Below are 21,417 nucleotides of genomic sequence, written 5' to 3' on the forward strand. Positions count from 1 at the left end.
TCCCCAGCTTTTATTTACAGCATTAATATTTCATGAAAAAATCTGGTAAGTTAAAATGGCTTTTTCGAATGGCCTGGCGCGATAGCCGAAGAAATAGATCCCGACTGCTTTTATTTATTTCATCTATTATTTTAGGAATAGCCGCCCTGGTAGCCATATATTCTTTAGGCGACAATTTGAATAGTAATATTGATCAGCAAGCAGCAACCCTACTGGGGGCCGATTTGGCATTAACAGGCAACCAGGAGTCGAAAGGAGACACGAGAACTTTGCTGGATTCTATCAGTGCTTTGGCCCTGCAAAGTAGCGAAGAAAGGAGTTTTGCCTCGATGGTCTATTTCGTTAATTCTGACGACAGCCGCCTGGCGCAAGTCAAGGCCTTGTCGGGGACCTACCCTTATTATGGCAGTCTGGAAACAATGCCGGTGGCTGCGGGTCAAACCTTCCGAAATCATCAACAGGCATTGGTCGACCATACTTTGATGCTGCAATATGGAGCAGAGGTTGGCGACTCCATTAAGATAGGAGATGTTACCTTCGTCATCGCGGGAGCACTTGAAAAAGCACCGGGGCAAAATGGGCTTACAAGCACAGTAGCACCTGCTGTGTATATTCCCATGCAATATCTGCAGCAAACGGGGCTCATGCAGAAAGGAAGCAGAATTGCATACCGCTATTATTTTCAGATGCCTGAAAAGATAAACAGTGACCTGATGGTTGCATCCCTTGAAAAGCGTTTGGAACTGGCCGACCTGGACTATAAGACCATTCAGACCCAAAAGGAGGATACCGGTCGATCCTTTAGAGATTTAACACGATTCCTAGGGTTGATAGGATTCGTAGCCTTATTACTTGGATGCATTGGTGTAGCCAGTGCAATACATATATATATCAAAGAAAAACTGCGGAGCATAGCCATTCTGAGATGCTTAGGAGTAAAACCTAGGGAAGCTTTTTTAATTTATCTGATACAGATACTCCTCATAGGAATATTGGGTTCCATGGCTGGGGCGCTCCTGGGAACCATCATTCAACAGTTTCTTCCTTTGATCATTATTGATATCTTACCTTTTGAGTTAGAAACCTCTTTGTCTTGGTTGTCTATTTCACAGGGAATCATCGTTGGTAGCATCATTAGCCTCTTATTTGCCCTACCACCGCTTTTATCAATACGATCTATTTCCCCATTAAACGTACTTCGACAGGTCGATAAGGCCGACTCCGGCTTCCGCGACCCTCTATTATGGATCGTATATTTGCTTATTCTAATATTCGTATACGGTTTTTCCTTTTATCAGATGAAAAACTGGATTACAGCCTTAACTTTTACAGTAAGTGTTGCCGGATCCTTCCTCTTCCTTTATGGAATAGCCATATCTTTGATGTGGGCTGTTCGTCGATATTTTCCATCTTCCTGGGGGTATTTGCCACGCCAGGGTTTGGCCAACCTCTTCAGACCCAATAATCAAACAGCTATCTTAATTGTATCAATTGGACTAGCGACAAGCCTGATGGCGACCCTTTTCTTAGTTCAAAATATATTGATGGCCCGAGTTCAGCTTTCCACCAGACCGGACCAACCCAATATTGTTCTTTTCGATATACAGACAGAACAGAAAGAGGGTATTTTATCCTTAGCGGCAAAGAATAACATCCCAGTCAATCAAAGTGTACCCATCGTGAATATGCGACTTGAAGAAATCAACGGTAAAGATGCTTCGCATTATCAGGCAGATACGATCCATAGAAGAGTTGGCCGACTATTTGGTAGAGAATACAGGGTTACATTCCGGGACTCCCTCACAAGCTCCGAAAGCATTCTGGACGGAGAATGGAAGGGGAAATACGATCCAACCTCCGATCTGGTACCGATTTCGGTTGAAAAAGGATTTGCAGACCGGGGCAAAATGGCTCTGGGCGACACCCTGACGTTCAATGTTCAGGGTACTCTCATGCAAACGCGTATTACAAGCTTAAGAGACGTCAACTGGGCGGAAGTTCAAACCAACTTTTTAGTTCTATTTCCCACGGGCGTTCTGGAAGATGCCCCTCAGTTCCATGTAGTACTCACTCATGTGCCGAATGCAGAAATGTCAGCCCGGTTTCAGCAGGAAATCGTGGAAGCCTACCCAAATGTCTCCGTGATTGACCTAGCATTGATTATAAAGGTTCTGGATGAAATTTTCACTAAAATTGGATTTGTTATTCGATTTATGGCCGGCTTTAGTATCCTCACCGGAATTATTGTCCTCATTGCCTCTGTGCTGATTAGCAAATACCAAAGATTACAGGAAAGTGTTTTGCTCCGTACTTTGGGTGCCAGCAGGAAACAGATTTTAACCATTACCGCACTTGAATATGTATTTCTGGGAGGATTGGCCTCTCTAACCGGCATAGTAATTTCTACTCTAGCCAGTTGGGCTTTAGCGCGGTTTAGTTTCGACGCTCCATTTACTCTGCCGATCTGGCCACTTTTGGGAATTGCACTATTGGTCACTGTACTGACGGTCGTGATAGGTCTGGCGAACAGCAGGGGTATATTAAGCCGCTCCCCACTAGAGGTTCTGCGCCGGGACGCTTAAGAAACGCTTACCAACTACTATTTCTCAATCTAACATAGGCTAACATTCATCGTTTTAACCTCTTATTATTTATACTAAAGGTCCGTCATATAGCGGAACTTTGGTATGAATAATAAAAAATAAAATTCACACTGGCTTCATCATAAGGTAATAACGGAAGCAGATCTTTGCGGCCCAGAAACGTATGTCTGGGCCGTTCTTGTTTTGTACTTTATCTATAATTAGTATTTAAGATTTGAAGATTTCGATAGTTAAATTTTTGCAAACGTTTGCATTTGAATTTCAAACGTTTGCATCAGAATCTATCTTAATTATATTTTTTATTTTAATAATACAATTATAAAATTGTCAAAATTTCTTCCGTTCCAGAACCTTGTTCAACCAACCATTTCACCAAAACATAACCAAAATGATGAACCTCTTCACTCCTATTAACAGGAATCGAGGCAGGAGCTATAGCCTGATGACTATCGGTGCTTTAGCGATCTGCAGTGTCCTATCTCTGGGGGCCAGCCACTCCTACGCGCATAATTTGAAAACAGTCCAGCATGCTTACACGCAAGATGGAGAAATCAGAGGGACGGTAACGAGCACTACAGGCGAGTCATTACCGGGTGTAACAGTGATGTTGACAGATGCCAATGGGACGACCCCAGAAGGCACAACGACAGATGTGAAGGGAAATTTTAGCTTTACAGGCCTCTCACAGACGAAGACCTACAGGATAACCTTCAGCTTTGTGGGTTATGAAAAACAAGTAATTGAAAACTTCGTGGTTCAGAATTCTGGTGTACCTCTGAATATAGTATTGAAGGAATCATCTTCCGATCTGATGGAGGTTGTGGTAATCGGATATGGTAGTACCGCCAAAAAAGATATTACCGGGTCGGTCAAGTCACTAAAAAACACTGAATTTAATGCCGGTATCATTAACTCCCCGGAACAACTATTCCAGGGAAAGGTGGCCGGGGTAAATGTAACCTCTGCTACCGGAGAGCCGGGAGGTAATATTAACATTACGGTTCGTGGACCAGGAGGAGTTCGTACCGGCAGTACACCCTTATTCGTTGTAGATGGTCTGGCTCTGGACAACAGCGGAACTGGTGGAGCGAGTAATCCACTTAACTTTCTAAACCCTCAGGATATAGAGTCCATTGATATCTTGAAGGATGCATCAGCTACGGCTATTTATGGGTCCAGGGGGGCCAATGGCGTTATTCTGATTACAACGAAAAAAGGAAAGGCCGGGGCTGCCAGCGTTAATTATTCTGGTAGCTTAGGAATCTCTAAAATGGCGCGCCCTCTGAATCTTTTCTCAGCCGATGAATTCCGGCGCGAGGTACCAAACGTTGGCGGAGTTTTGATAGACGGTGGTGCCGATACCGATTGGCAAAAAGAAATTAGCCGGACAGCCCAAACCCATAATCATAATATTGCCATTAACGGAGGTACTGAGAATATGACTTATTACAGCTCCTTGGGACTACAAAAACAACAGGGCATATTAAAAGGTAATCAACTGGATCGGTATAATGGTCGCATTAATATCACCCAACGCCTACTAAATGACAAGGTTAATGTTGAAATCAATCTTAATGCTAATAACACTAAGAATCTTCGACCTTCAACAGCCGGACTAATAGGTTCTGCCATAGCAGCGAACCCAACTTTTCCGGCTTACGATGACCAAGGGAACCCATTCCAATATCCGGATGGGACCAATCCACTCATTACATTACAATTGGAAAAAGACGTAACGACCACCAATCGGGTGATTGGAAATATATCTCCATCCGTTACCTTGATGAAGGGACTGGTTTATAAATTGAATTTCGGAATAGATAATTCTACCTCCACGCGCGACATACAATCCTTACCCAATGAAGTACCTTTCCAGGAAGGGCGCCTAGAAACAATTGAACAAACCAATACCAATAAGCTTTTAGAAAATTTTATTACTTATAGTTTAACAAATGAGCTGCACAATTTTTCGGTACTTGCAGGACACTCCTACCAGAGAATCTTCCTACAGGGCAGAAGTCATAGCATCAATAAGTTTCCAATTTCGGACATCGAACCTATCTATAATCCTGGGTTAGGGCAAGACCTAAGCATGATCAACAACCGTCCGAGTGGATTTGCTACAGTAAACGAACTTCAGTCATTTTTCTCCCGCGTTAACTATTCCTTCCGGGACAAATACCTGATGACGGCGACCGTTCGTGTCGATGGCTCATCAAAATTTGGAGCCAATAACAAATATGGTACATTTCCCTCCTTTTCACTGGGATGGAGACTCTCCGAGGAAAATTTCCTTAAATCGACCGCCGTTAATGACTTAAAATTGCGGGCTGGATGGGGACAAACAGGAAATCAGGAAATTCCGCCTAAAATCACCCAGGCTCTATTTACTTCAATCGTGTCGGGCAGTACGAGTTATCCATTATTCGGCGACGATAACTATCCAGCAGGTACCACCTATTCCCGTTTGGCCAATCCAAATATTCAATGGGAAGTCTCCTCTCAGACCGACTTAGGACTGGATTTTGCTCTTTGGAACGGGGCACTTAGTGGTGCTGTTGACTATTTCAGCAAAACTTCGGAAAAAATCCTTTTGGAAGTTATTCCTGCCGATCCTGTGCAGCCCGCTGGTACTTTCTGGTCGAACGTCGATAATATGAAAATTATTAACCAGGGTCTAGAGTTTGAATTAAATTATCGTCAAGCCTTTAAAAACGGTCTCTATTATGGGTTAGGAGGTAATATGACTTTCATTAAAAATAACGTAAAAAACTCGCCCTATTCTGTTATACCATCTGGTGCCGCTCAGGGATCCGGACTCACTTCCGCCACAATCAATGGTTATATCAATGATCAACCAATTGGGACCTTCTATTTAAAGGAGTTCATAGGTTTCGACGAAAAGGGCATGAATTTATTTAAGGACATTGATGGAGACGGGATTGTCAACGACAAGGATCGTGTAGCAATGGGCACCGCACTACCCACCAAGATGTATAATATGAGTGCCAATATTGGCTATAAAGGACTTGAACTAACTGCCAATTTCAATGGGGTTTCGGGCAATAAGCTTTATGACAATACCGCGACCTCGGCACTTTACAAATTACGGTTATCCAAAGGACTGAATGTAACGCCTGAGGCCGTAGAAAATGAAGCCGAATCATCAAATAACTCAGCGCCTATATCTTCGCGCTATCTGAAAAGTGGAGCTTATTTCCGACTGAATAATTTGGCTCTTTCTTATGCTATCAACACCAACAATCTTGGAATAAGTGACTGGATTAAATCCGCCAGAATTTCAGTTACAGGACAAAATCTTTTTGTGATTACCAAATACAATGGTTACGACCCCGAGGTTAATAACGATCGGTCTATCAATGGTATCACCTCATATGGGATAGACTATATGAGCTATCCCAAGGCAAAAACCATTACCATTGGACTTAATATTGGATTTTAAAATATTAACTTACTATGAAAAAGAAATTATCTATCCTTATAACCTGTGCAGGAATGCTGATATTTAGCAATGCCTGCACCGATTTGAATGAGCAAGTACTCGACGAAACCTTAAGTGCTTCCCTAAACGAGGGACAAATAGCATCGGGAGCCCTGGCCCCAGTATATGCCGTACTCCCTTCTTTATTCCTACATACCACCTATTTTGCCTTGCAAGAGATCAGTACCGATGAGGCGATACTACCCTATCGGGGAGGAACCGACTGGGGCGATAATGGTATCTACCTGGCTATGCATGCCCATAATTACACGAGCACCGATCCGAATATACGCAACACCTGGAATGCACTGGTGCAGGGTATAAGCCGCGCCATTACGGCCATGGCTACCCTGAAGGACTCCAAAGATGCCAGTGCGGCAGGGTTCTATGCAGAGGCTCGGGCCATGCGTGCCTATTATTCAATGGTTACCCTAGATTTATTTGGACTCGTATTTGTTAAGGAAGATGCTGGAAATACTTCTAAAATAATTAGAGGAGCTGAAGCGGTTTCCTATCTGGAAAATGAATTTCTGGCTGTTGAGCCTTCCCTGCCCACCAAATCAAGTGTAGGCTCGGGACGTATTACAAAGGAAGGGTTGCAAGGCTTGTTGGCCAGATTATACCTGAATGCAGCCGTATATCGTAATATTTATGCCAACTCTTTTTCCTTTCCTGATTCGGATATGGACAAGGTGATTGCTTTAAGCGATAAAATCATTAATTCGGGACAGTCTCAATTATCACCTGACTATTTCGCCATTTTTGGCAATAACAACCACGCCAATAGCGAGCTTCTTTTCGCTGTAGACCAACGTCCCGACCTGAACGGACATAATCGCTTTGCTTATTTCTCACTTTCCGGCGATCAGTTCCCTCTGGCAGCTTTTCCTAGTGCCAATGGTACCGATGGCCCCGGAATCACATCAGATTTCTACCGAAGCTGGGTATCGGCCTATCCCGGAGAAGATCCCACTCGTGACCCCCGGTTTTATCAGGAAAATATGTCCGTATATTCAAACAAGGCGGATACCTGTATTTTAGACAGCGAATATAAGATCAATCGAGGAATTATGCGCGGACAGCAGTATGGAGCCATACGCGTTAACGGAGTATTTCTACGTTGTCCCGACGGAAAACTGAAAGTAGGTAAACTGACCAACCTGAGTAGGAACAGAGGCGATTTGCCCGTTAACTTTACAGAGAAAATCGATTTTACAACGGAAGGAAGCGGCTATAGCTCTGGATATAGGGTGGAAAAATACGAGTTTAGCTCTGTGTCAAACACAGGAAGAAATAGAGGAGAAGCGGATATATCGATCATCAGATTAGCTGATATTTACTTAATGCGTGCTGAAGCCAAATTGCGCAAAGGCGATATGGCAGGGGCCCTAGCCGATGTAAATAAGGTGAGGAGCGCCCGTACTAAAACGACACCCGCTCCTGCGCTCACCACAATCTCACTTGACCTCCTTTATCGGGAACGGGGCTTTGAGTTTTACTGGGAAATGTTGCGCAGAACTGATATGATTCGTTTTGGAAAATATGAGGGTACGTGGACAGAGAAAACCAATTCCGATGTGCGAAAAAGAATATTTCCTATACCACAAACAGCTATTGATGGGGCTTCTAACCTCCCGGGCTATTTGCAACAGAATGAAGGATATTAAACCATATCTTTAATAAAAAAAATATCAGCTTGGAGTTCCTGGTAAGGTCCCCGAGCTGATATTGCTTTTATTACTACTTAATTATCAAATTAATTATCAAACCTTAGATGTTTGACAGATTCTCCCGAACGTGCCAGCTCTGCAAGCGCTTCGATGCCTATATCCAAATGTTTCTGGACATAATCCGAAGTAACCTTTCTATCACTCTCCTCTGTTTTTACGCCCTCCGGAACCATTGGATTGTCCGAAACCAATAATAAGGCTCCATGAGGAATGCTGTTAGCGAAGCCGACTATGAATATGGTTGCGGTTTCCATATCGATAGCCATAGCTCTGATTTCCCTGAGATATTCCTTAAAGCTATCGTCATGTTCCCAAATCCGACGGTTAGTGGTGTAAACCGTTCCGGTCCAATAATCCATGTTATGTTTAGCAATACTGGCTGAAACGGTACTTTGTAAACGGAATGAAGGCAATGCAGGGATTTCCGATGGCATATAGTCATCGCTGGTCCCCTCTCCTCTTATGGCCGCAATCGGAAGAATCAAATCACCTACCTGCGTTTTTTTCAGCCCCCCGCATTTGCCCAAAAACAAAACAGCCTTTGGCCGAATCGCAGAAAGCAAATCCATTACGGTGGCTGCCAATGGACTTCCCATACCAAAATTAATAATGGTAATATCATTGGCTGTCGCCGTCTGCATGGCCTTACCCATTCCCTTAACCTCTACGTCAAACTTGTCGGCAAACATCTGTACGTAGTTTAAGAAATTGGTAAGCAGAATATAATTCCCAAATTCATTTACAGGAGTTCCTGTATACCGAGGTAACCAGTTTTCTACAATTTGTTCTTTTGTCGTCATAAAAAATTAGTTTATTGAAATTAATTCCTCGATCTGTATCTTCGCTGGATGGACCAACTAAATCTCCCCAGCTTTGATTACAAAGTTAAGCAGGTTAACGGAAAACCTTTTATTTTTGATATCATTCGAAAAAAATACGTATCCCTGTCCCCTGAGGAATGGGTTAGGCAGCATTTTATTCATTTGCTAATAACTTATTATAAATATCCTAAATCTTTGTTTGCGGTCGAAACGGGCATGCGTTATAATAAGATGGCCCGAAGAACCGACATCATGATTTTAGGTAGAGATGGCCTTCCCTTTCTGTTAGTAGAATGCAAGGCTCCTACCATTCGAATATCAGATGCCACCTTCGCTCAAATATCCAGGTATCACTTCACTATTCAGCCCAAATTCCTTGCCGTCACCAATGGTCTTCAGCATTTCTGTTTCCAGGCTTTAAAAGGACAGATCGCTTACCTCGACGATTTTCCTATCTATCAGCCTCAATCTGATCAGGAAGTAAAGTAAAAAAGCCCGCGAAGATCATTCGCAGGCTCTGTTTTAGATGAAGTGTAAGTTTTTATTTCCCGGCTACCAATTTAACATCGATCGTGAAATCATCGTAAATCATCTTATCTCCAAGATTCTCGAAAAATGATTTTGAATTATATTTGATATCATATTTGGAACGATCTACAACCATAGTACCGCTGGCTGAAACTCCGTTGGAAGTCGGTGTCACCGTCACGGGAAAGGTTATAGGCTTGGTAATTCCCTTAATGGTAAGGTCACCCGTTACGTTATAGGTATTCGTTTTTGTAGGTACCGCTTTGGTAACTACAAAGGTTGCTGTCGGGTGTTTCTCCACAGAAAAGAAGTCGTCCGATTTAAGATGCCCTATCAATTTGGCATTGTAATCTTTATCCGTAAGATCCGTATTGGTCATACTTCCCAAGTCGGCTACGAAATTTCCTCCTATTAGTTTATTATCCTCAAGAGTGATAACACCCTCTTTCATTTTGATTTTACCCGTATGCTCACCCGTCACTTTCTTACCGTTCCAGGTAAGCTCGCTCTTAGCAACATTGACCTTTAACGATACTTTTTTCACTACTTTATCTGCCATCACCTGTGAGGATACTACAAATGCTAAAGCTACTGCTGCTACTGAATTAATAATTGACTTCATTGGATTTTAAATTGGTAATAGTTGAATTGATTGATTTATACTTAGATATGAATATTATTACTCCTGAACCGATTCACGAAGCAAATCAAGCATATCGCTTAACATGAGTGCCTGCTCCTCGGTAATGACATTGAGTTTGTTTTCCCACTCCTCTACCCTGGGATCGATTTGCTCTAGAACTTCCATTCCTTGCTTGGTGATAATTACGTCCACGGCTCTCCGGTCATTAGCACAGAGACTTCTTTCAGCATAATTCTTCAGCAAAAGCTTGTCGACCAGTCTGGAAGTGTTCGAACTCTTATCCAGCATCCGCTCCGAAATATCACTCACCCGAATGGGCCTACCCTGTTGTCCCCTTAAAATGCGGAGAACATTGTATTGCTGTAAGGTTAAATCATACTCCTTAAACAATTCGGATTGCCTGTACAATAGCCAGTTACTCGTATAGACGAGGTTAATGGCCATTTTTTGATACGGATTACGAAACGTTTTCTGTTTTATATCGTTTTCTATGGACATGGCGTTTAATTTTCAAATGTATCTACATTTATTGTAATAACATCTATTTGTTGCAAAATGGTTCCAGTAAGGAAGGAAAAATTATAGAAACAGGTCAGATCATCAAAATCAGAGCATCATCCGCTACAAAGACTCATCAGTTATTGGTTAAGACCATAGCAGTTAACTATATTAGCAATTCACTACTTGAATATATATGTTCTCAACGACAAAACCACTCGTGTTAGCATCGAACTCACCTCGCCGTAAAGAACTACTCAGCCAGTTGGGTTATAATTTTGAATCCTGCCCAACAGATACAGACGAGTCATATCCCTTCGATCTGGAACCTCAAAAGGTAGCGGCATTTATTTGCAGAAAAAAGGCCGAAGCCATCCGTGGTAAGTATCCCCAAAGTATAGCCATAACAGCAGACACTGTTGTGGTCCGGGGAGAGACAATATTAGGCAAACCGGTTAGTTTGGATGAGGCTAAGAATATTCTTAGGAGTCTGTCAGGACAGAAACACCAGGTAGTCACGGCATTCTGTCTGGTAGAAGATCAGAAAATAAATACATTTGAAGACATAGCCACCGTTTGGTTTAGGGAGATTGACGATTCCGAAATTGACTTCTACCTAACACATGGCTCGCCTATGGACAAGGCCGGTGCTTACGGCATTCAGGAATGGATAGGGCTGATAGCTATCGAGAAAATCGAAGGATCTTATTTCACAATTATGGGTCTCCCTACCCATCAACTTTTTCAGGCGTTACAACCTTTCAGCTTTCAAGAGACTCAATCGTTCAATAGTACTATATAATTTTGTATGGGTACTACCCCGAGGCTATGTTACGAGATTTTTGTTCGGTCCTTTTGCGATTCGAATGGAGATGGAATTGGTGATTTGCAAGGTATAATTTCCAAGCTCGACTATCTGCAAGAATTTGGGGTAGAGGCTATCTGGCTTACTCCGGTTCATCCCTCACCGAGCTATCACAAATATGATGTAACAGATTATTATTCCATTGACCCTGAGTTTGGTACTCTGGCCGATTTTCAGGAATTAATACAAGAGGCTCATAAGCGAAAGATTGCCGTCCTGCTCGATCTGATTATCAATCATACCAGTACAACGCACCCCTGGTTTCTTGAAGCAGCCAAAGGAAGCCATAACGAATATCGCAATTATTATTGGTGGAAGACACAGGAGGAGATCGATCAATTGGGTATTGCAAGTAGACAAGCATCTGAAGACTCTCAGGAAGTTTATCCCTGGCACGATATCCCCGGTGACCCTGAAATGTATTATGGACTCTTCTTTTCAGGCATGCCCGACCTGAACTTCCACTCTGCAGCTCTAAGAAATGAGTTTGTTCGTATCATGACATTCTGGTTAATTGAAATGGAGGTGGATGGGTTTCGTATCGATGCCGCCCGTCATATCTATCCCACCTGGGAACAGGAACACAATCATACCTTTTGGTCTTTCTTTAAGGAAGCTGTCCAAAAGATCAAACAAGGTGCCTTTACTGTAGGTGAAATATGGGCAGGTTCAGAGGAAGTTGCTCCTTATTATCAAGGGTTACATGCCACATTCAATTTCGATCTGAGTTTTAAGATTCAGGAATTACTTGTGTCGCAAAAAAATAATGGGTTGATAGAGATGCTTTTAAGGGCACATCGACTTTATGCTAGTCATAATAGGGGGTTTATCGACGCAATAATGCTTACCAATCACGATCAGGAAAGAATTGCGAGTGTTGTAAAACAGGATATAAAAAAAGTGAAACAAGCCGCATCTATATTGCTCACACTTCCGGGACAACCCTATCTCTACTACGGAGAAGAACTGGGTATGCTGGGCACCAAACCAGACCCTCATATTAGAGAACCATTTTTATGGAGCTCGGACCCATCAGATAAGGCACGTCCCAATTGGATAGAGCCAATATTTAGTACTATGGGGAACGTTACACCATTGGCAGAACAACAAAAAGATCCAGGATCGATCTGGAATCACTACAAAAAACTGATTGATCTCAGATTGGCTCACCCTGCATTAAATTCGGTAGAAGAACCCAACATCACTCCTTACCAAATAGACCACCCTCAAGTCTTAGCATTTACACGTCAATCGTCAGAAGAGCAGTTGTTGATAATACATTATTTAGGATCTCATCCTTGTAAAATTCCTTTTACTGTTCCCTTTCAGTTTACCGTCCTCTTCAGTTTCCGATCGGGGGTTGACTGGATTGGAAAACGTTTACTGCTGAAAAGCCATAGCCTATTGGTGCTACAATTAAGGAATATTGGTGAATGATTTTAACGGCAGTAGAAACTACCTGCAAACCACTTATTGGGAGAACAGATCACGGAAGTTTAAACTTCACTTTCGGGTCTTGTACTTAATCTGTGGTGAACATGAAAAAAATATCTGTTCTTATCTTTCTTTGTACTTTTTCCTTTTCCGTAGTGGCACAAAAGATATATCCGACCCGGGGCCGTATCCTCAGTATACACCCATCTTTTAATCAGATTCTAGACAGAGATGCCGTAATTGAAGTATTGGCATCAGGCTTTAAATGGGCCGAGGGGCCGGTATGGATAAAAGAAAATAATAGCTTGCTATTTTCTGATGTACCGGCTAACACCATTTATCAATGGAATGAAAAGTCGGGTTTAAGCGTATTCCTTACTCCTTCCGGATATACAGGAAGAGGTGAGTATAGCGACGAACCAGGCAGTAATGGACTAATAATGAATCAAAAAGGAGAATTGGTCGCCTGCGAGCATGGGGATAGGCGCCTGACTTCCATGCATCTTCTGAAAGGAGGAAAGCGCACCTTAGCAGACGGTTATGAAGGTAAGAGATTTAACAGTCCAAACGATGTAGTACAGCATAATAATGCATCTTATTATTTCACTGACCCACCCTACGGTTTGGCACTTAAACATAATGATCCAAGCAGAGAACTAGAACACTTTGGAGTTTACCGCTGTTCCCCAGAGGGGCAGGTGAGTTTGCAAATAAGTGATCTATCTCGTCCTAATGGCCTGGCCTTTTCTCCGGACCAGAAAACATTATACGTAGCTGTGTCTGATCCTGAGCATGCGGTATGGATGTCATACCCCGTTTTAGAAGATGGCAGTATCGGAAAAGGGGAAACATTTTATGACGCAACGGAAGCTTTAAAGAGAGGCAAGGCTGGACTGCCCGACGGGCTAAAGGTTGATTACAAAGGGAACCTCTGGGCTAGTGGTCCGGGAGGGATTTGGATTCTAAACCCCGAAGGTAAACTCCTGGGTAGAATAGAAATGGATGAGCTGACTTCTAATTGTGCCTGGGGAGACGATGGGGCTACCTTATATATGACCGTAAATGGCTATTTATGCAGAGTAAGAACGAAGGTAAAAGGGGCCAATTGGTAAAACTGCTACTGTTAACTACCTGATCCCATCATAACAGCAAAGCCTACAGAAATCTGCAGGCTTTGCTATCTGAACTGAGATAATTCACTTAAGTCCTCTTACAGATAAAAGGTTTTTTTCTACATCCTGTTTGACAGATTCCCAATCTGTTTTCCCCTGTTTATAAATTCGCGTATAAGTCTTGTAGAGAAGTAGTTTTTGGTCATCCAGCCTGCTCAGCTCACGAGACAATTGATCCCGTTCATTGGCACTAGCCCGCTTATACTGCTGGGCATACTGACTCCAAGTCTTATCAATTACATTAATCTCATATAATACCACTTCTGCCAATTGATCCATTTCTTTGTACTGATCTACCATTTTTTGGTTGTATGCAGCCAAAGAGCCGTCTATAGGCGAAACGCTTGATGAGGACTCTCCATCCATTGAAAGATCGTAATTCCGGGCATATGACTTCTGTGGGTGCCTAACGGAATCAGACGGAACGGATGTCCTGGCAGGAGATTTGGTCGAAGGAGCAAGATCCGTTATTACTTCTGAGCTATCGGGGCTAATCCAGGTGCTGTTCCTGCTATCCATACTAACTGGTTCGTTAGCTAACTGAGTGGTCGTACCGGAGATTTCTGATTTATCCTCGGACTTAACCAAGGTTCCCTTCATTTTCTCAAAACTCTTGCAGCCAAAAGTGGCTGCAGAAAGTGAGAACATTAAAATCATTTTAGAATAGGTGTGCATATGTAAATAAATTAAAAATTGTGACGTAAACCGACGCTGAGGTTGGGGTTAAAATAAGTTAATTTTGGAAGTATCTCAAGATACCCTCCCCCTTCGATAAAGAATGAAGTCGGCTGATTAGCAAAGAAAAACTCTACTCCCACGGTTCCTGACGGGCCTGTTGAAATGGTTTTTTCGTAGATTTTTTTGTTAGATGGCTCTGGGTAATAGCGACGGGAATTAAGTTGTGCCCCTACCCCACCGTAAGCAGTCATGCGTTGATTCATCATGGGCACATACCACAGATACGTGGCATTGAGCATTAGACCGATGCTAGCATACTCTCCCTTACGATAGTCCTTTCCCTTTTTTAATAATCCTGTATAGGTTCCCAGACTCACATCGAGGGCATTCTGATCACCATATTTGCGAAGACTGATTGCATTGGGTTCTCCAATTTCAAAACCAACGGCCCATTTCTGTGTTTGTGCCTGTGCCGCCAAAGAGGTAAGAATAATTGCCAGCAGTAATAATGCGGATTTTTTTTTCATAAAACAGAATTTAGTGTGTATACCGTGTTACTGATAACGGCTATACTTGATGAAGAATTACTAAGGTTATATCCAAAACTATGCCAATATACGTGAAAGCGGAAAAAGAACCACGAAAAGATAGATTATTTGAGACAAAATCATGTGAGATATTGACAAAATAGCTCGTAGAAGTAGAATTGAAATTTTGGCTTACCTGAAAGAGCCGTTTGAGCATTTATTCCTTCTGAAAATGAATGGGGACATAGTGGCACCCTCTATTAGACAAATATGAAAGGGGTACTCGCCAGAATACCCTTTCTCTGGAATAGGCCTATTTCCTACTTTTTCCCGAAATAGGATACTCGAGGACACACAGCTGGTGCTCTTTATTCAATTTTGATTTTTTACCTTGGTGGCTTTGCAAATTCTTCCTAATATTGAACCCTAAAACTATCACTATACCAAACTAAATACTAGTGGACCAACCTAAAAAAAGTAAGATATTTAACTCCAAAGACCTAATAGCGTATTTCCTTGTAGCCGGTACAGGAGCTGTGGTTCAGCTAGTTTGCAGTAGTTTAATTCAAGATTGGTTCCATCTTACCTTCCAAGAATCTATTTGGCCATCGTATATGCTTTCATTTGTAGTTGGCTTTACTCTTACTAAACTTTTTGCCTTCGACGCACGCCGCACCAATCAAACCAGGAGGGAAATGGTAAAATTTTTAATGGTAGCCGTATTCTCAGGTTTTGTGACTGATTTGGGTACCCGGGTAGCCTACTACTTCTCCAGTTCCTACCTCCAGGTATACACGTATGTCCTCCCCGGCTCTACAAAGGAGATTAATATCAACGAAATGGGTTGTTATATTTTTGGTATGGGCTGTAGTTTTATAAGCAATTATATTCTACATAAGACTTTTACCTTTAAGAGTACCGGATTCTATGACAGGTTGAAGGTATTAATAAGGTAATATTAAGGAGTTCTCCGTGCCTTATACGCGGAGAACTTCCCCACTTATTGCCCCATAAATTCCACAATTATCGCCGAAGCTCCTCCTCCGCCATTACAAATGGCTGCCAGTCCGTACCTGCCTTTTTTATGCTGTAAGACGGACAATAGAGTGGTTACAATTCTAGCTCCAGATGCGCCAAGTGGATGCCCCAGGGAAACTGCTCCTCCAAATACATTGACTCGTTCCTGATCAACTCCCAAAGCTTTCATATAGGCAAGGGGCACCACAGAAAATGCCTCGTTGACCTCAAAAAAATCGATTTCTTCCAGTTTCATGCCGGCCTTATCCAGAACTTTCCGCGTAGCCAAAATGGGAGTCGTTGTAAACCATTGAGGCTCCTGCTCCGCATCGGCATAGGCGATAATTCTGGCACGAGGCGAAAGTTTTTTGGATGCTACCACATTAGCCGAGGCCAGAATCAGCGCTGCAGCACCATCGTTGATGGTGGAGGCATTGGCTGCCGTAACGGTACCATCCTTAGAAAACACAGGTTTCAGATTCGGAATTTTTTCGAATTTAACTCGTTTATACTCTTCATCCTCAGAAATTACGATGGTCTGCCCTTTTTGAGCAAGACTGATAGGCGTAATCTCATCACTAAAAAACCCGCTGGAGGTAGCGGCAGCGCTGCGCTGATAGGACTCAATAGCATAAGCATCCTGATCCTCTCTGCTGATTTGATGCTTTGTTGCAGTACGGTCACCACAAACACCCATCCCCATTTGGTCATACACGTCCGTTAGGCCGTCTTTTAACAACCCATCCACAATTTCTCCATTTCCATATCCGTAACCCATGCGGGCCTTGGGTAGGTAATACGGTATTTGTGACATAGATTCCATCCCACCGGCTACTACTACCGAACAATCGCCCAGGCGGATGGATTGTGCTCCTAACATGATCGCCTTCATTCCGGAGGCACAAACCTTATTGATTGTAGTACAATTGACTGAATCTGGGAGTCCGGCAAATCGGGCAGCCTGACGTGCCGGAGCCTGACCCAAATTGGCCGAAATAACATTTCCCATCATAACATCATCGACATCATCTGCCTTCAGTTGTGATTTTTCTAAAGCAGCTTTAATAGCCTCTGCACCTAAGTCAGGAGCACTAAGTGATGATAATACGCCATTGAAACTTCCTATAGGTGTTCGCGCTGCACTAAGTATGAACACGTCTTCTAAATGATTCATAAAAAAGTCCCGTTTGTTGAATAAGATAAAACCCGGTTTGCCATAATCCGCAAACCCTTAAGTTAATATTATTTAACATACAAAAGAATTATATGAATAATTCCAGTACTATTTTCAAATCAGGAGCCGTACCTTTTTCTCTATTTGAGATCTAAGGAAGCAAATCTGACACCTTATTCCTACGCGTCCTATGGTAGTTTTTCATATTCGCCTTGCCAGGCATACTTTCCAAAAATAACCAAACCAGCGCCAATAGGTATGAATATAAGAATGATGATGGCCCACTGCAACGTTGTATTGGTACGTTCTATCCCAACTGGAGAGAGACCTATTTTCTCTACGGCTTGCTGAATCAAAAAAATGATGATAGCAGGCCCTAATAGCATCCAAACCAGACCTAGCATTTTTTTTATATTGTTCATAATACTCATTTTAAAGATTAAAATCGCGAATCCAAAGTGGCTTTATAACCATCATTCCATTGCCTGTTTATGTACATCATTATTGATGTAAACTGCTCCAATCACACAGGATAGAGCAGCAATTCCTATGGGGTACCATAAACCCGAAAGCGGAGTAGACCCATTAAAAGAGGCTATTAGCGTTGCAATAAATGGCACCAGCCCTCCAAAAACTCCATTGCCTATATGATATGGCAGGGACATGGAGGTATACCGTATTTGTGTAGGGAAAAGCTCGACCAGGAATGCTGCAATGGGGCCATAGACCATTGTCACCAACAATACCTGGAAGAATACCAACAAAATAAAAATAATATACTCCTTCTGGGGTAATTTAACTTCTGAGATCAATGTTTGTACTTCTGGAACTGGTGCTAATACATCATCTGGCAATACGGTCACAGTGGCCTCTGTAAAAGTGATTCCATTGGCCAGTTCCTTATATTTCCGAACTGTAGTAATAGAATCGCGGGTACCAGACACATAGCCCCTCTCCGTATGGATCCGGGATGTCTCTACAGATACAGATTTTTGTAGCTCTGTTACGTTCGTGGTATCAAAAAAGTACTGGTAGATAGGCCGGTAACAAAACACACCCAATAGCATTCCGGTCAGCATAATCCATTTGCGTCCTACACGATCGCTCCAGGCGCCGAAAATCACAAAAAATGGAGTAGCAAACAGAATTGCCCATAACAGGATGTACCGTGACTCATTGAAATCAATCTTACATGTATTTTCCAGGAACGACTGGGCATAAAACTGACCAGTGTACCAAATTACCCCTTGGCCCATAGTGGCCCCAAACAGTGCCAAGAGTACCATTTTGAAATTAGCTTTCTTTTGAAAACTCTCCTTCAATGGGTTAGCCGAAACTTTTCCCTCAGCTTTCAACTTGGTAAAAACAGGAGACTCATGCATTTTCATTCGTATATAAATCGAAACGCCCACCAGTAAGATAGACAACAGAAATGGAACCCGCCATCCCCAGCTCGAAAAAGCATCATCACCAATGATTTGCTTGGTAAGTAGAATAACACCTAGTGATAAAAATAATCCTAAAGTGGCAGTGGTTTGGATCCAACTCGTAAAAAATCCACGGCGTCCGACAGGGGCATGCTCGGCCACATAGGTGGCCGCCCCTCCATATTCTCCTCCCAAAGCCAGGCCTTGAACGAGGCGTAAAATGAGTACTAAGATAGGGGCAGCATAACCAATACTTTCGTAGGAAGGAATAAGCCCGATCAGAAATGTCGATCCTCCCATTAATACCAATGTTAATAAAAAGGTATACTTCCGACCTATCAAATCACCCAATCGGCCGAATACAAGGGCTCCAAATGGTCGGACAATAAATCCTGCGGCAAAAATTGCTAAGGTATTAATAAGTGCCGAAGCTCCGGCATCAGAGGGGAATAATTGTTGACCAATGATAACGGCCAGGCTACCGAAAATATAAAAGTCATACCATTCGATGAGAGTACCCAAGGAAGAAGCAGCGATCACTTGTGTGATTCCCTGGGACGCATTTTTTTGATCAGTACGCATGAAAATGTTAGGGCTGATAGGTGATTTTTAAAATTAAAGAACCATTATTACCATATGGTATCCGGCTCTCCATAGGCAGAAAAGGACATTTTTAAGTCCCAATACTCATATAATATCTATTATAGCTTATATTTAATTTTCAGCGTTTGCTGGTCAAAAGACATCTAATTGCAAATTTCAGCCAACAAATGACTTAATTTCAAATACTTAAGTCGTAATCCCTGTAATCAAGGATGACAGAATTAGGCTATCATTTATTTTTTAAATCAATTATTCAAATTTCCTCCCTCATGATTATGGCCAAGAGCCCCTCTAGTAAATTTATATTAGTCATTTGTGTATTCAGCTTGTTGAGCCTGAGCCATGTGGTTCTGGCACAATTAAATGTAGAAGGTTTAAGAATCAAAAAAACGATCGATTTTACAGTTGACGGTAAAGGAACGGCGAACGCCTGGAAATCGATTCCCTGGAACTCCGTTCTGCCTCAGAAAGGACCGGGGCAACTTAGACCTGGTAAAAATTTTACTACGAAATTTAAGGTCTTATACTCCGAAAAAGGAATTTACTGTCTATTTCAAGCTTCGGACAGTCTTTTATCTGCTAGCATTACAGAAGACTTTGGACTACTCTACAAAGAAGATGTTGTAGAGGTATTCCTCTGGCCCGATGTAACACAGCCCTTATATTTCGAATATGAGCTTTCTCCATTGAACTATGAACTTGCAATTATCGTCCCTAATATCAATGGGAAGATACAAGGGTGGCGTCCTTGGATATATACCGATAAGAATCGTGTACAGCATGCCACCTCTGTTCAGGGCGGGTCTCAGAAAAGTGGAGAAGTCATTCAGGGGTGGGTGGCCGAAATCTTTATTCCTTATAGTTTGCTTCAACCGATGGTTCAGTCCGCTCCTAAAAAGGGAGACCTATGGAAAGGGAATTTTTACAGAATTGATTACGATAACGAACCAACATATTATTCCTGGAAAGCCACAGAAGGGAGTTTTCATGATATGAAGAATTTTGGAACACTTATTTTTGACTGACCTTATGCAATCCCATCTTAAACAACTAATATTCATCTGGTCGTTAGTGACGTTTCTATTTTGTGAAACGTTACAGGCCCAATCGTCAAATAATATGCAAATCTTATATGTCGGCAGTTATTCCAATAGAGGTGCCGGAATTTATGTTTATGCTTTTGAAGGAGAGCTGGATTCTCAAAAACAAATTCAAGTGATGCAGAATGAAAATAGCCCCTCATTCCTTGCCATTCATCCAAATAAAAAATATTTATATTCTGCTAACGAAGGGAATAACACGCTAACTACGTATTCCATCGATCCTTCAAACGGAAAGCTGGCTGCAGTTCAAGAGGTTTCTTCCCAAGGCCAGGGGCCTTGTCATGTTAGTACCGCTCCCGATGGCCAATTCCTATATGTATCCAATTATGGAGATGGAAGTCTTGCAGTTTACCAGCTTCAACATGACGGGCAGATAGGAAATCTTGCCGATCATATACAAAATCAGGGAAATGAGCATCAAAAACCACATATGCATTCAATAATTCCATCGGCAGATGGAAGATTCGTGTATGCGTCAGATCTGGGCCTCGATCAAATTGTTGTATTTCGTCAGGATAACAACACCGGGAAGCTCCAGTTAGGTGAAAAATCTGTAATTTCCCTCAGCAAAGGAGATGGTCCGCGACACCTATCCCTTCACCCCAATGGACGTTATGCCTATTCACTAGGCGAGCTAAATTCGGTCGTGAATGTATTTGAGATTGATAAAGATCAAGGGTACCTGTCTTCTATTCAACGAATCAGTATGCTACCTGATCATTATAAAGGGGAAAACTCGGCAGCCGATATCCATATTTCTGAAGATGGGCAGTATTTATATGCATCAAACCGAGGCCATGAAAGCATCGTTATTTATGAAATTAATCCTGACAACGGACTGCTCCAGCTATCAGGACATGTGCCCACGCAGGGCCGCCATCCCCGCAATTTTCTAATCGATTCGAAGGGGGGCTATGCCATAGTCGCTAACAGAGACGACGACAACATTGTACTTTTTGAAAGAAATCCCAAAAACGGAGAGCTGAAATATTCCGGCCAACAAATTCAAATCCCAGCTGCCGTTTTCGTTAAAATACTAGAGTTGAATTAACATAAAGGGTCTGGTGCTAAGCATACATTTTGAACCAGACC

General features: G+C 42.4%; 18 protein-coding genes. 10 read left to right on the forward strand and 8 right to left on the reverse strand.

Annotated features, from left to right (window positions below):
- Positions 1-32 precede the first annotated feature (32 nt).
- From X939_RS0102705 to X939_RS0102715, 3 genes are all read left to right on the forward strand, one after another.
- Positions 33-2,582 carry an ABC transporter permease gene (locus tag X939_RS0102705; protein WP_025761741.1) on the forward strand — a complete coding sequence of 850 codons (2,550 nt, stop codon included), beginning with the start codon at positions 33-35 and terminating at the stop codon, positions 2,580-2,582.
- A 412-nt stretch (positions 2,583-2,994) separates the two neighbouring features.
- Positions 2,995-6,066, forward strand: a complete 3,072-nt coding sequence (locus X939_RS0102710) for a SusC/RagA family TonB-linked outer membrane protein (protein WP_025761742.1) — start codon at positions 2,995-2,997, stop codon at positions 6,064-6,066.
- A 14-nt stretch (positions 6,067-6,080) separates the two neighbouring features.
- Positions 6,081-7,772: a RagB/SusD family nutrient uptake outer membrane protein gene (locus tag X939_RS0102715; RefSeq protein WP_025761743.1), complete on the forward strand. Its 1,692-nt coding sequence runs from the start codon at positions 6,081-6,083 to the stop codon at positions 7,770-7,772.
- Positions 7,773-7,861: 89 nt separating this feature from the next.
- Here X939_RS0102715 and X939_RS0102720 read toward each other — a convergent pair whose 3' ends face one another.
- Positions 7,862-8,635 (reverse strand): AMP nucleosidase, encoded by a 774-nt coding sequence (locus tag X939_RS0102720; protein WP_025761744.1) that lies wholly within the window; start codon positions 8,633-8,635, stop codon positions 7,862-7,864.
- Positions 8,636-8,683: 48 nt separating this feature from the next.
- On the opposite strand from X939_RS0102720, the gene X939_RS0102725 reads away from it, so the two are divergent.
- Positions 8,684-9,145, forward strand: a complete 462-nt coding sequence (locus tag X939_RS0102725) for a type I restriction enzyme HsdR N-terminal domain-containing protein (protein ID WP_025761745.1) — start codon at positions 8,684-8,686, stop codon at positions 9,143-9,145.
- Between the two features lie 52 nt (positions 9,146-9,197).
- Here the strand turns inward: X939_RS0102725 and X939_RS0102730 are convergent, their stop codons facing one another.
- Entirely contained in the window at positions 9,198-9,806 is a 609-nt protein-coding gene (locus X939_RS0102730; RefSeq protein WP_025761746.1) for a YceI family protein, read from the reverse strand.
- Positions 9,807-9,863: 57 nt separating this feature from the next.
- Positions 9,864-10,325 (reverse strand): MarR family winged helix-turn-helix transcriptional regulator, encoded by a 462-nt coding sequence (locus X939_RS0102735; protein WP_025761747.1) that lies wholly within the window; start codon positions 10,323-10,325, stop codon positions 9,864-9,866.
- A gap of 220 nt (positions 10,326-10,545) precedes the next feature.
- On the opposite strand from X939_RS0102735, the gene X939_RS21985 reads away from it, so the two are divergent.
- The 3 genes from X939_RS21985 (at position 10,546) to X939_RS0102750 (ending at position 13,736) form a co-directional block, all read left to right on the forward strand.
- Positions 10,546-11,127, forward strand: a complete 582-nt coding sequence (locus X939_RS21985; protein WP_229235956.1) for a Maf family protein — start codon at positions 10,546-10,548, stop codon at positions 11,125-11,127.
- Positions 11,128-11,133: 6 nt separating this feature from the next.
- Positions 11,134-12,627: an alpha-amylase family glycosyl hydrolase gene (locus X939_RS21990; RefSeq protein WP_044198232.1), complete on the forward strand. Its 1,494-nt coding sequence runs from the start codon at positions 11,134-11,136 to the stop codon at positions 12,625-12,627.
- A gap of 101 nt (positions 12,628-12,728) precedes the next feature.
- The gene (locus tag X939_RS0102750; RefSeq protein WP_025761748.1) at positions 12,729-13,736 is read left to right on the forward strand and encodes an SMP-30/gluconolactonase/LRE family protein; all 1,008 of its coding nucleotides are present in this window, start codon (positions 12,729-12,731) and stop codon (positions 13,734-13,736) included.
- A gap of 84 nt (positions 13,737-13,820) precedes the next feature.
- On the opposite strand, the gene X939_RS21995 is transcribed toward X939_RS0102750, so the two are convergent.
- Together X939_RS21995 and X939_RS0102760 are read right to left on the reverse strand one after the other, a co-directional pair.
- Positions 13,821-14,471 carry a hypothetical protein gene (locus X939_RS21995; protein ID WP_025761749.1) on the reverse strand — a complete coding sequence of 217 codons (651 nt, stop codon included), beginning with the start codon at positions 14,469-14,471 and terminating at the stop codon, positions 13,821-13,823.
- Between the two features lie 11 nt (positions 14,472-14,482).
- Complete coding sequence (locus X939_RS0102760) at positions 14,483-15,001, reverse strand: hypothetical protein (protein WP_025761750.1); 519 nt, start codon at positions 14,999-15,001, stop codon at positions 14,483-14,485.
- Positions 15,002-15,537: 536 nt separating this feature from the next.
- Here X939_RS0102760 and X939_RS0102765 point away from each other — a divergent pair.
- Positions 15,538-15,957, forward strand: a complete 420-nt coding sequence (locus X939_RS0102765) for a GtrA family protein (protein WP_229235979.1) — start codon at positions 15,538-15,540, stop codon at positions 15,955-15,957.
- A gap of 44 nt (positions 15,958-16,001) precedes the next feature.
- Here the strand turns inward: X939_RS0102765 and X939_RS0102770 are convergent, their stop codons facing one another.
- The 3 genes from X939_RS0102770 to X939_RS0102780 form a co-directional block, all read right to left on the reverse strand.
- A complete protein-coding gene (locus X939_RS0102770) occupies positions 16,002-17,192 on the reverse strand; it encodes a thiolase family protein (protein ID WP_025761752.1) in 1,191 nt (396 codons plus the stop codon).
- Positions 17,193-17,380: 188 nt separating this feature from the next.
- Positions 17,381-17,614, reverse strand: a complete 234-nt coding sequence (locus tag X939_RS22000; RefSeq protein WP_044198381.1) for a DUF6814 family protein — start codon at positions 17,612-17,614, stop codon at positions 17,381-17,383.
- Between the two features lie 51 nt (positions 17,615-17,665).
- Positions 17,666-19,201 (reverse strand): MFS transporter, encoded by a 1,536-nt coding sequence (locus tag X939_RS0102780; RefSeq protein ID WP_025761753.1) that lies wholly within the window; start codon positions 19,199-19,201, stop codon positions 17,666-17,668.
- A 290-nt stretch (positions 19,202-19,491) separates the two neighbouring features.
- Between X939_RS0102780 and X939_RS0102785 the strand changes: the two genes are divergently transcribed.
- Both X939_RS0102785 and X939_RS0102790 read left to right on the forward strand, forming a co-directional pair.
- Positions 19,492-20,247: a carbohydrate-binding family 9-like protein gene (locus tag X939_RS0102785; RefSeq protein ID WP_229235958.1), complete on the forward strand. Its 756-nt coding sequence runs from the start codon at positions 19,492-19,494 to the stop codon at positions 20,245-20,247.
- 94 nt (positions 20,248-20,341) lie between these two features.
- Positions 20,342-21,376: a lactonase family protein gene (locus tag X939_RS0102790; RefSeq protein ID WP_044198236.1), complete on the forward strand. Its 1,035-nt coding sequence runs from the start codon at positions 20,342-20,344 to the stop codon at positions 21,374-21,376.
- The last annotated feature ends 41 nt before the right edge of the window (positions 21,377-21,417 follow it).

The sequence above is a fragment of the Dyadobacter tibetensis Y620-1 genome (genome assembly GCF_000566685.1).
Lineage (GTDB): Bacteria > Bacteroidota > Bacteroidia > Cytophagales > Spirosomataceae > Dyadobacter > Dyadobacter tibetensis.

Bases quoted from the DNA above. Each gene is read 5' to 3' on its own strand.
- X939_RS0102760 (WP_025761750.1), bottom strand. From the start codon at position 15,001: ATGAAAAAAAAATCCGCATTATTACTGCTGGCAATTATTCTTACCTCT.
- X939_RS0102730 (WP_025761746.1), bottom strand. From the start codon at position 9,806: ATGAAGTCAATTATTAATTCAGTAGCAGCAGTAGCTTTAGCATTTGTA.
- X939_RS0102705 (WP_025761741.1), top strand. From the start codon at position 33: ATGAAAAAATCTGGTAAGTTAAAATGGCTTTTTCGAATGGCCTGGCGC.
- X939_RS0102750 (WP_025761748.1), top strand. From the start codon at position 12,729: ATGAAAAAAATATCTGTTCTTATCTTTCTTTGTACTTTTTCCTTTTCC.
- X939_RS22000 (WP_044198381.1), bottom strand. From the start codon at position 17,614: ATGAACAATATAAAAAAAATGCTAGGTCTGGTTTGGATGCTATTAGGG.
- X939_RS0102785 (WP_229235958.1), top strand. From the start codon at position 19,492: ATGATTATGGCCAAGAGCCCCTCTAGTAAATTTATATTAGTCATTTGT.
- X939_RS0102710 (WP_025761742.1), top strand. From the start codon at position 2,995: ATGAACCTCTTCACTCCTATTAACAGGAATCGAGGCAGGAGCTATAGC.
- X939_RS0102770 (WP_025761752.1), bottom strand. From the start codon at position 17,192: ATGAATCATTTAGAAGACGTGTTCATACTTAGTGCAGCGCGAACACCT.
- X939_RS0102720 (WP_025761744.1), bottom strand. From the start codon at position 8,635: ATGACGACAAAAGAACAAATTGTAGAAAACTGGTTACCTCGGTATACA.
- X939_RS21995 (WP_025761749.1), bottom strand. From the start codon at position 14,471: ATGCACACCTATTCTAAAATGATTTTAATGTTCTCACTTTCTGCAGCC.
- X939_RS0102715 (WP_025761743.1), top strand. From the start codon at position 6,081: ATGAAAAAGAAATTATCTATCCTTATAACCTGTGCAGGAATGCTGATA.
- X939_RS0102725 (WP_025761745.1), top strand. From the start codon at position 8,684: ATGGACCAACTAAATCTCCCCAGCTTTGATTACAAAGTTAAGCAGGTT.
- X939_RS0102735 (WP_025761747.1), bottom strand. From the start codon at position 10,325: ATGTCCATAGAAAACGATATAAAACAGAAAACGTTTCGTAATCCGTAT.
- X939_RS21990 (WP_044198232.1), top strand. From the start codon at position 11,134: ATGGGTACTACCCCGAGGCTATGTTACGAGATTTTTGTTCGGTCCTTT.
- X939_RS0102780 (WP_025761753.1), bottom strand. From the start codon at position 19,201: ATGCGTACTGATCAAAAAAATGCGTCCCAGGGAATCACACAAGTGATC.
- X939_RS0102790 (WP_044198236.1), top strand. From the start codon at position 20,342: ATGCAAATCTTATATGTCGGCAGTTATTCCAATAGAGGTGCCGGAATT.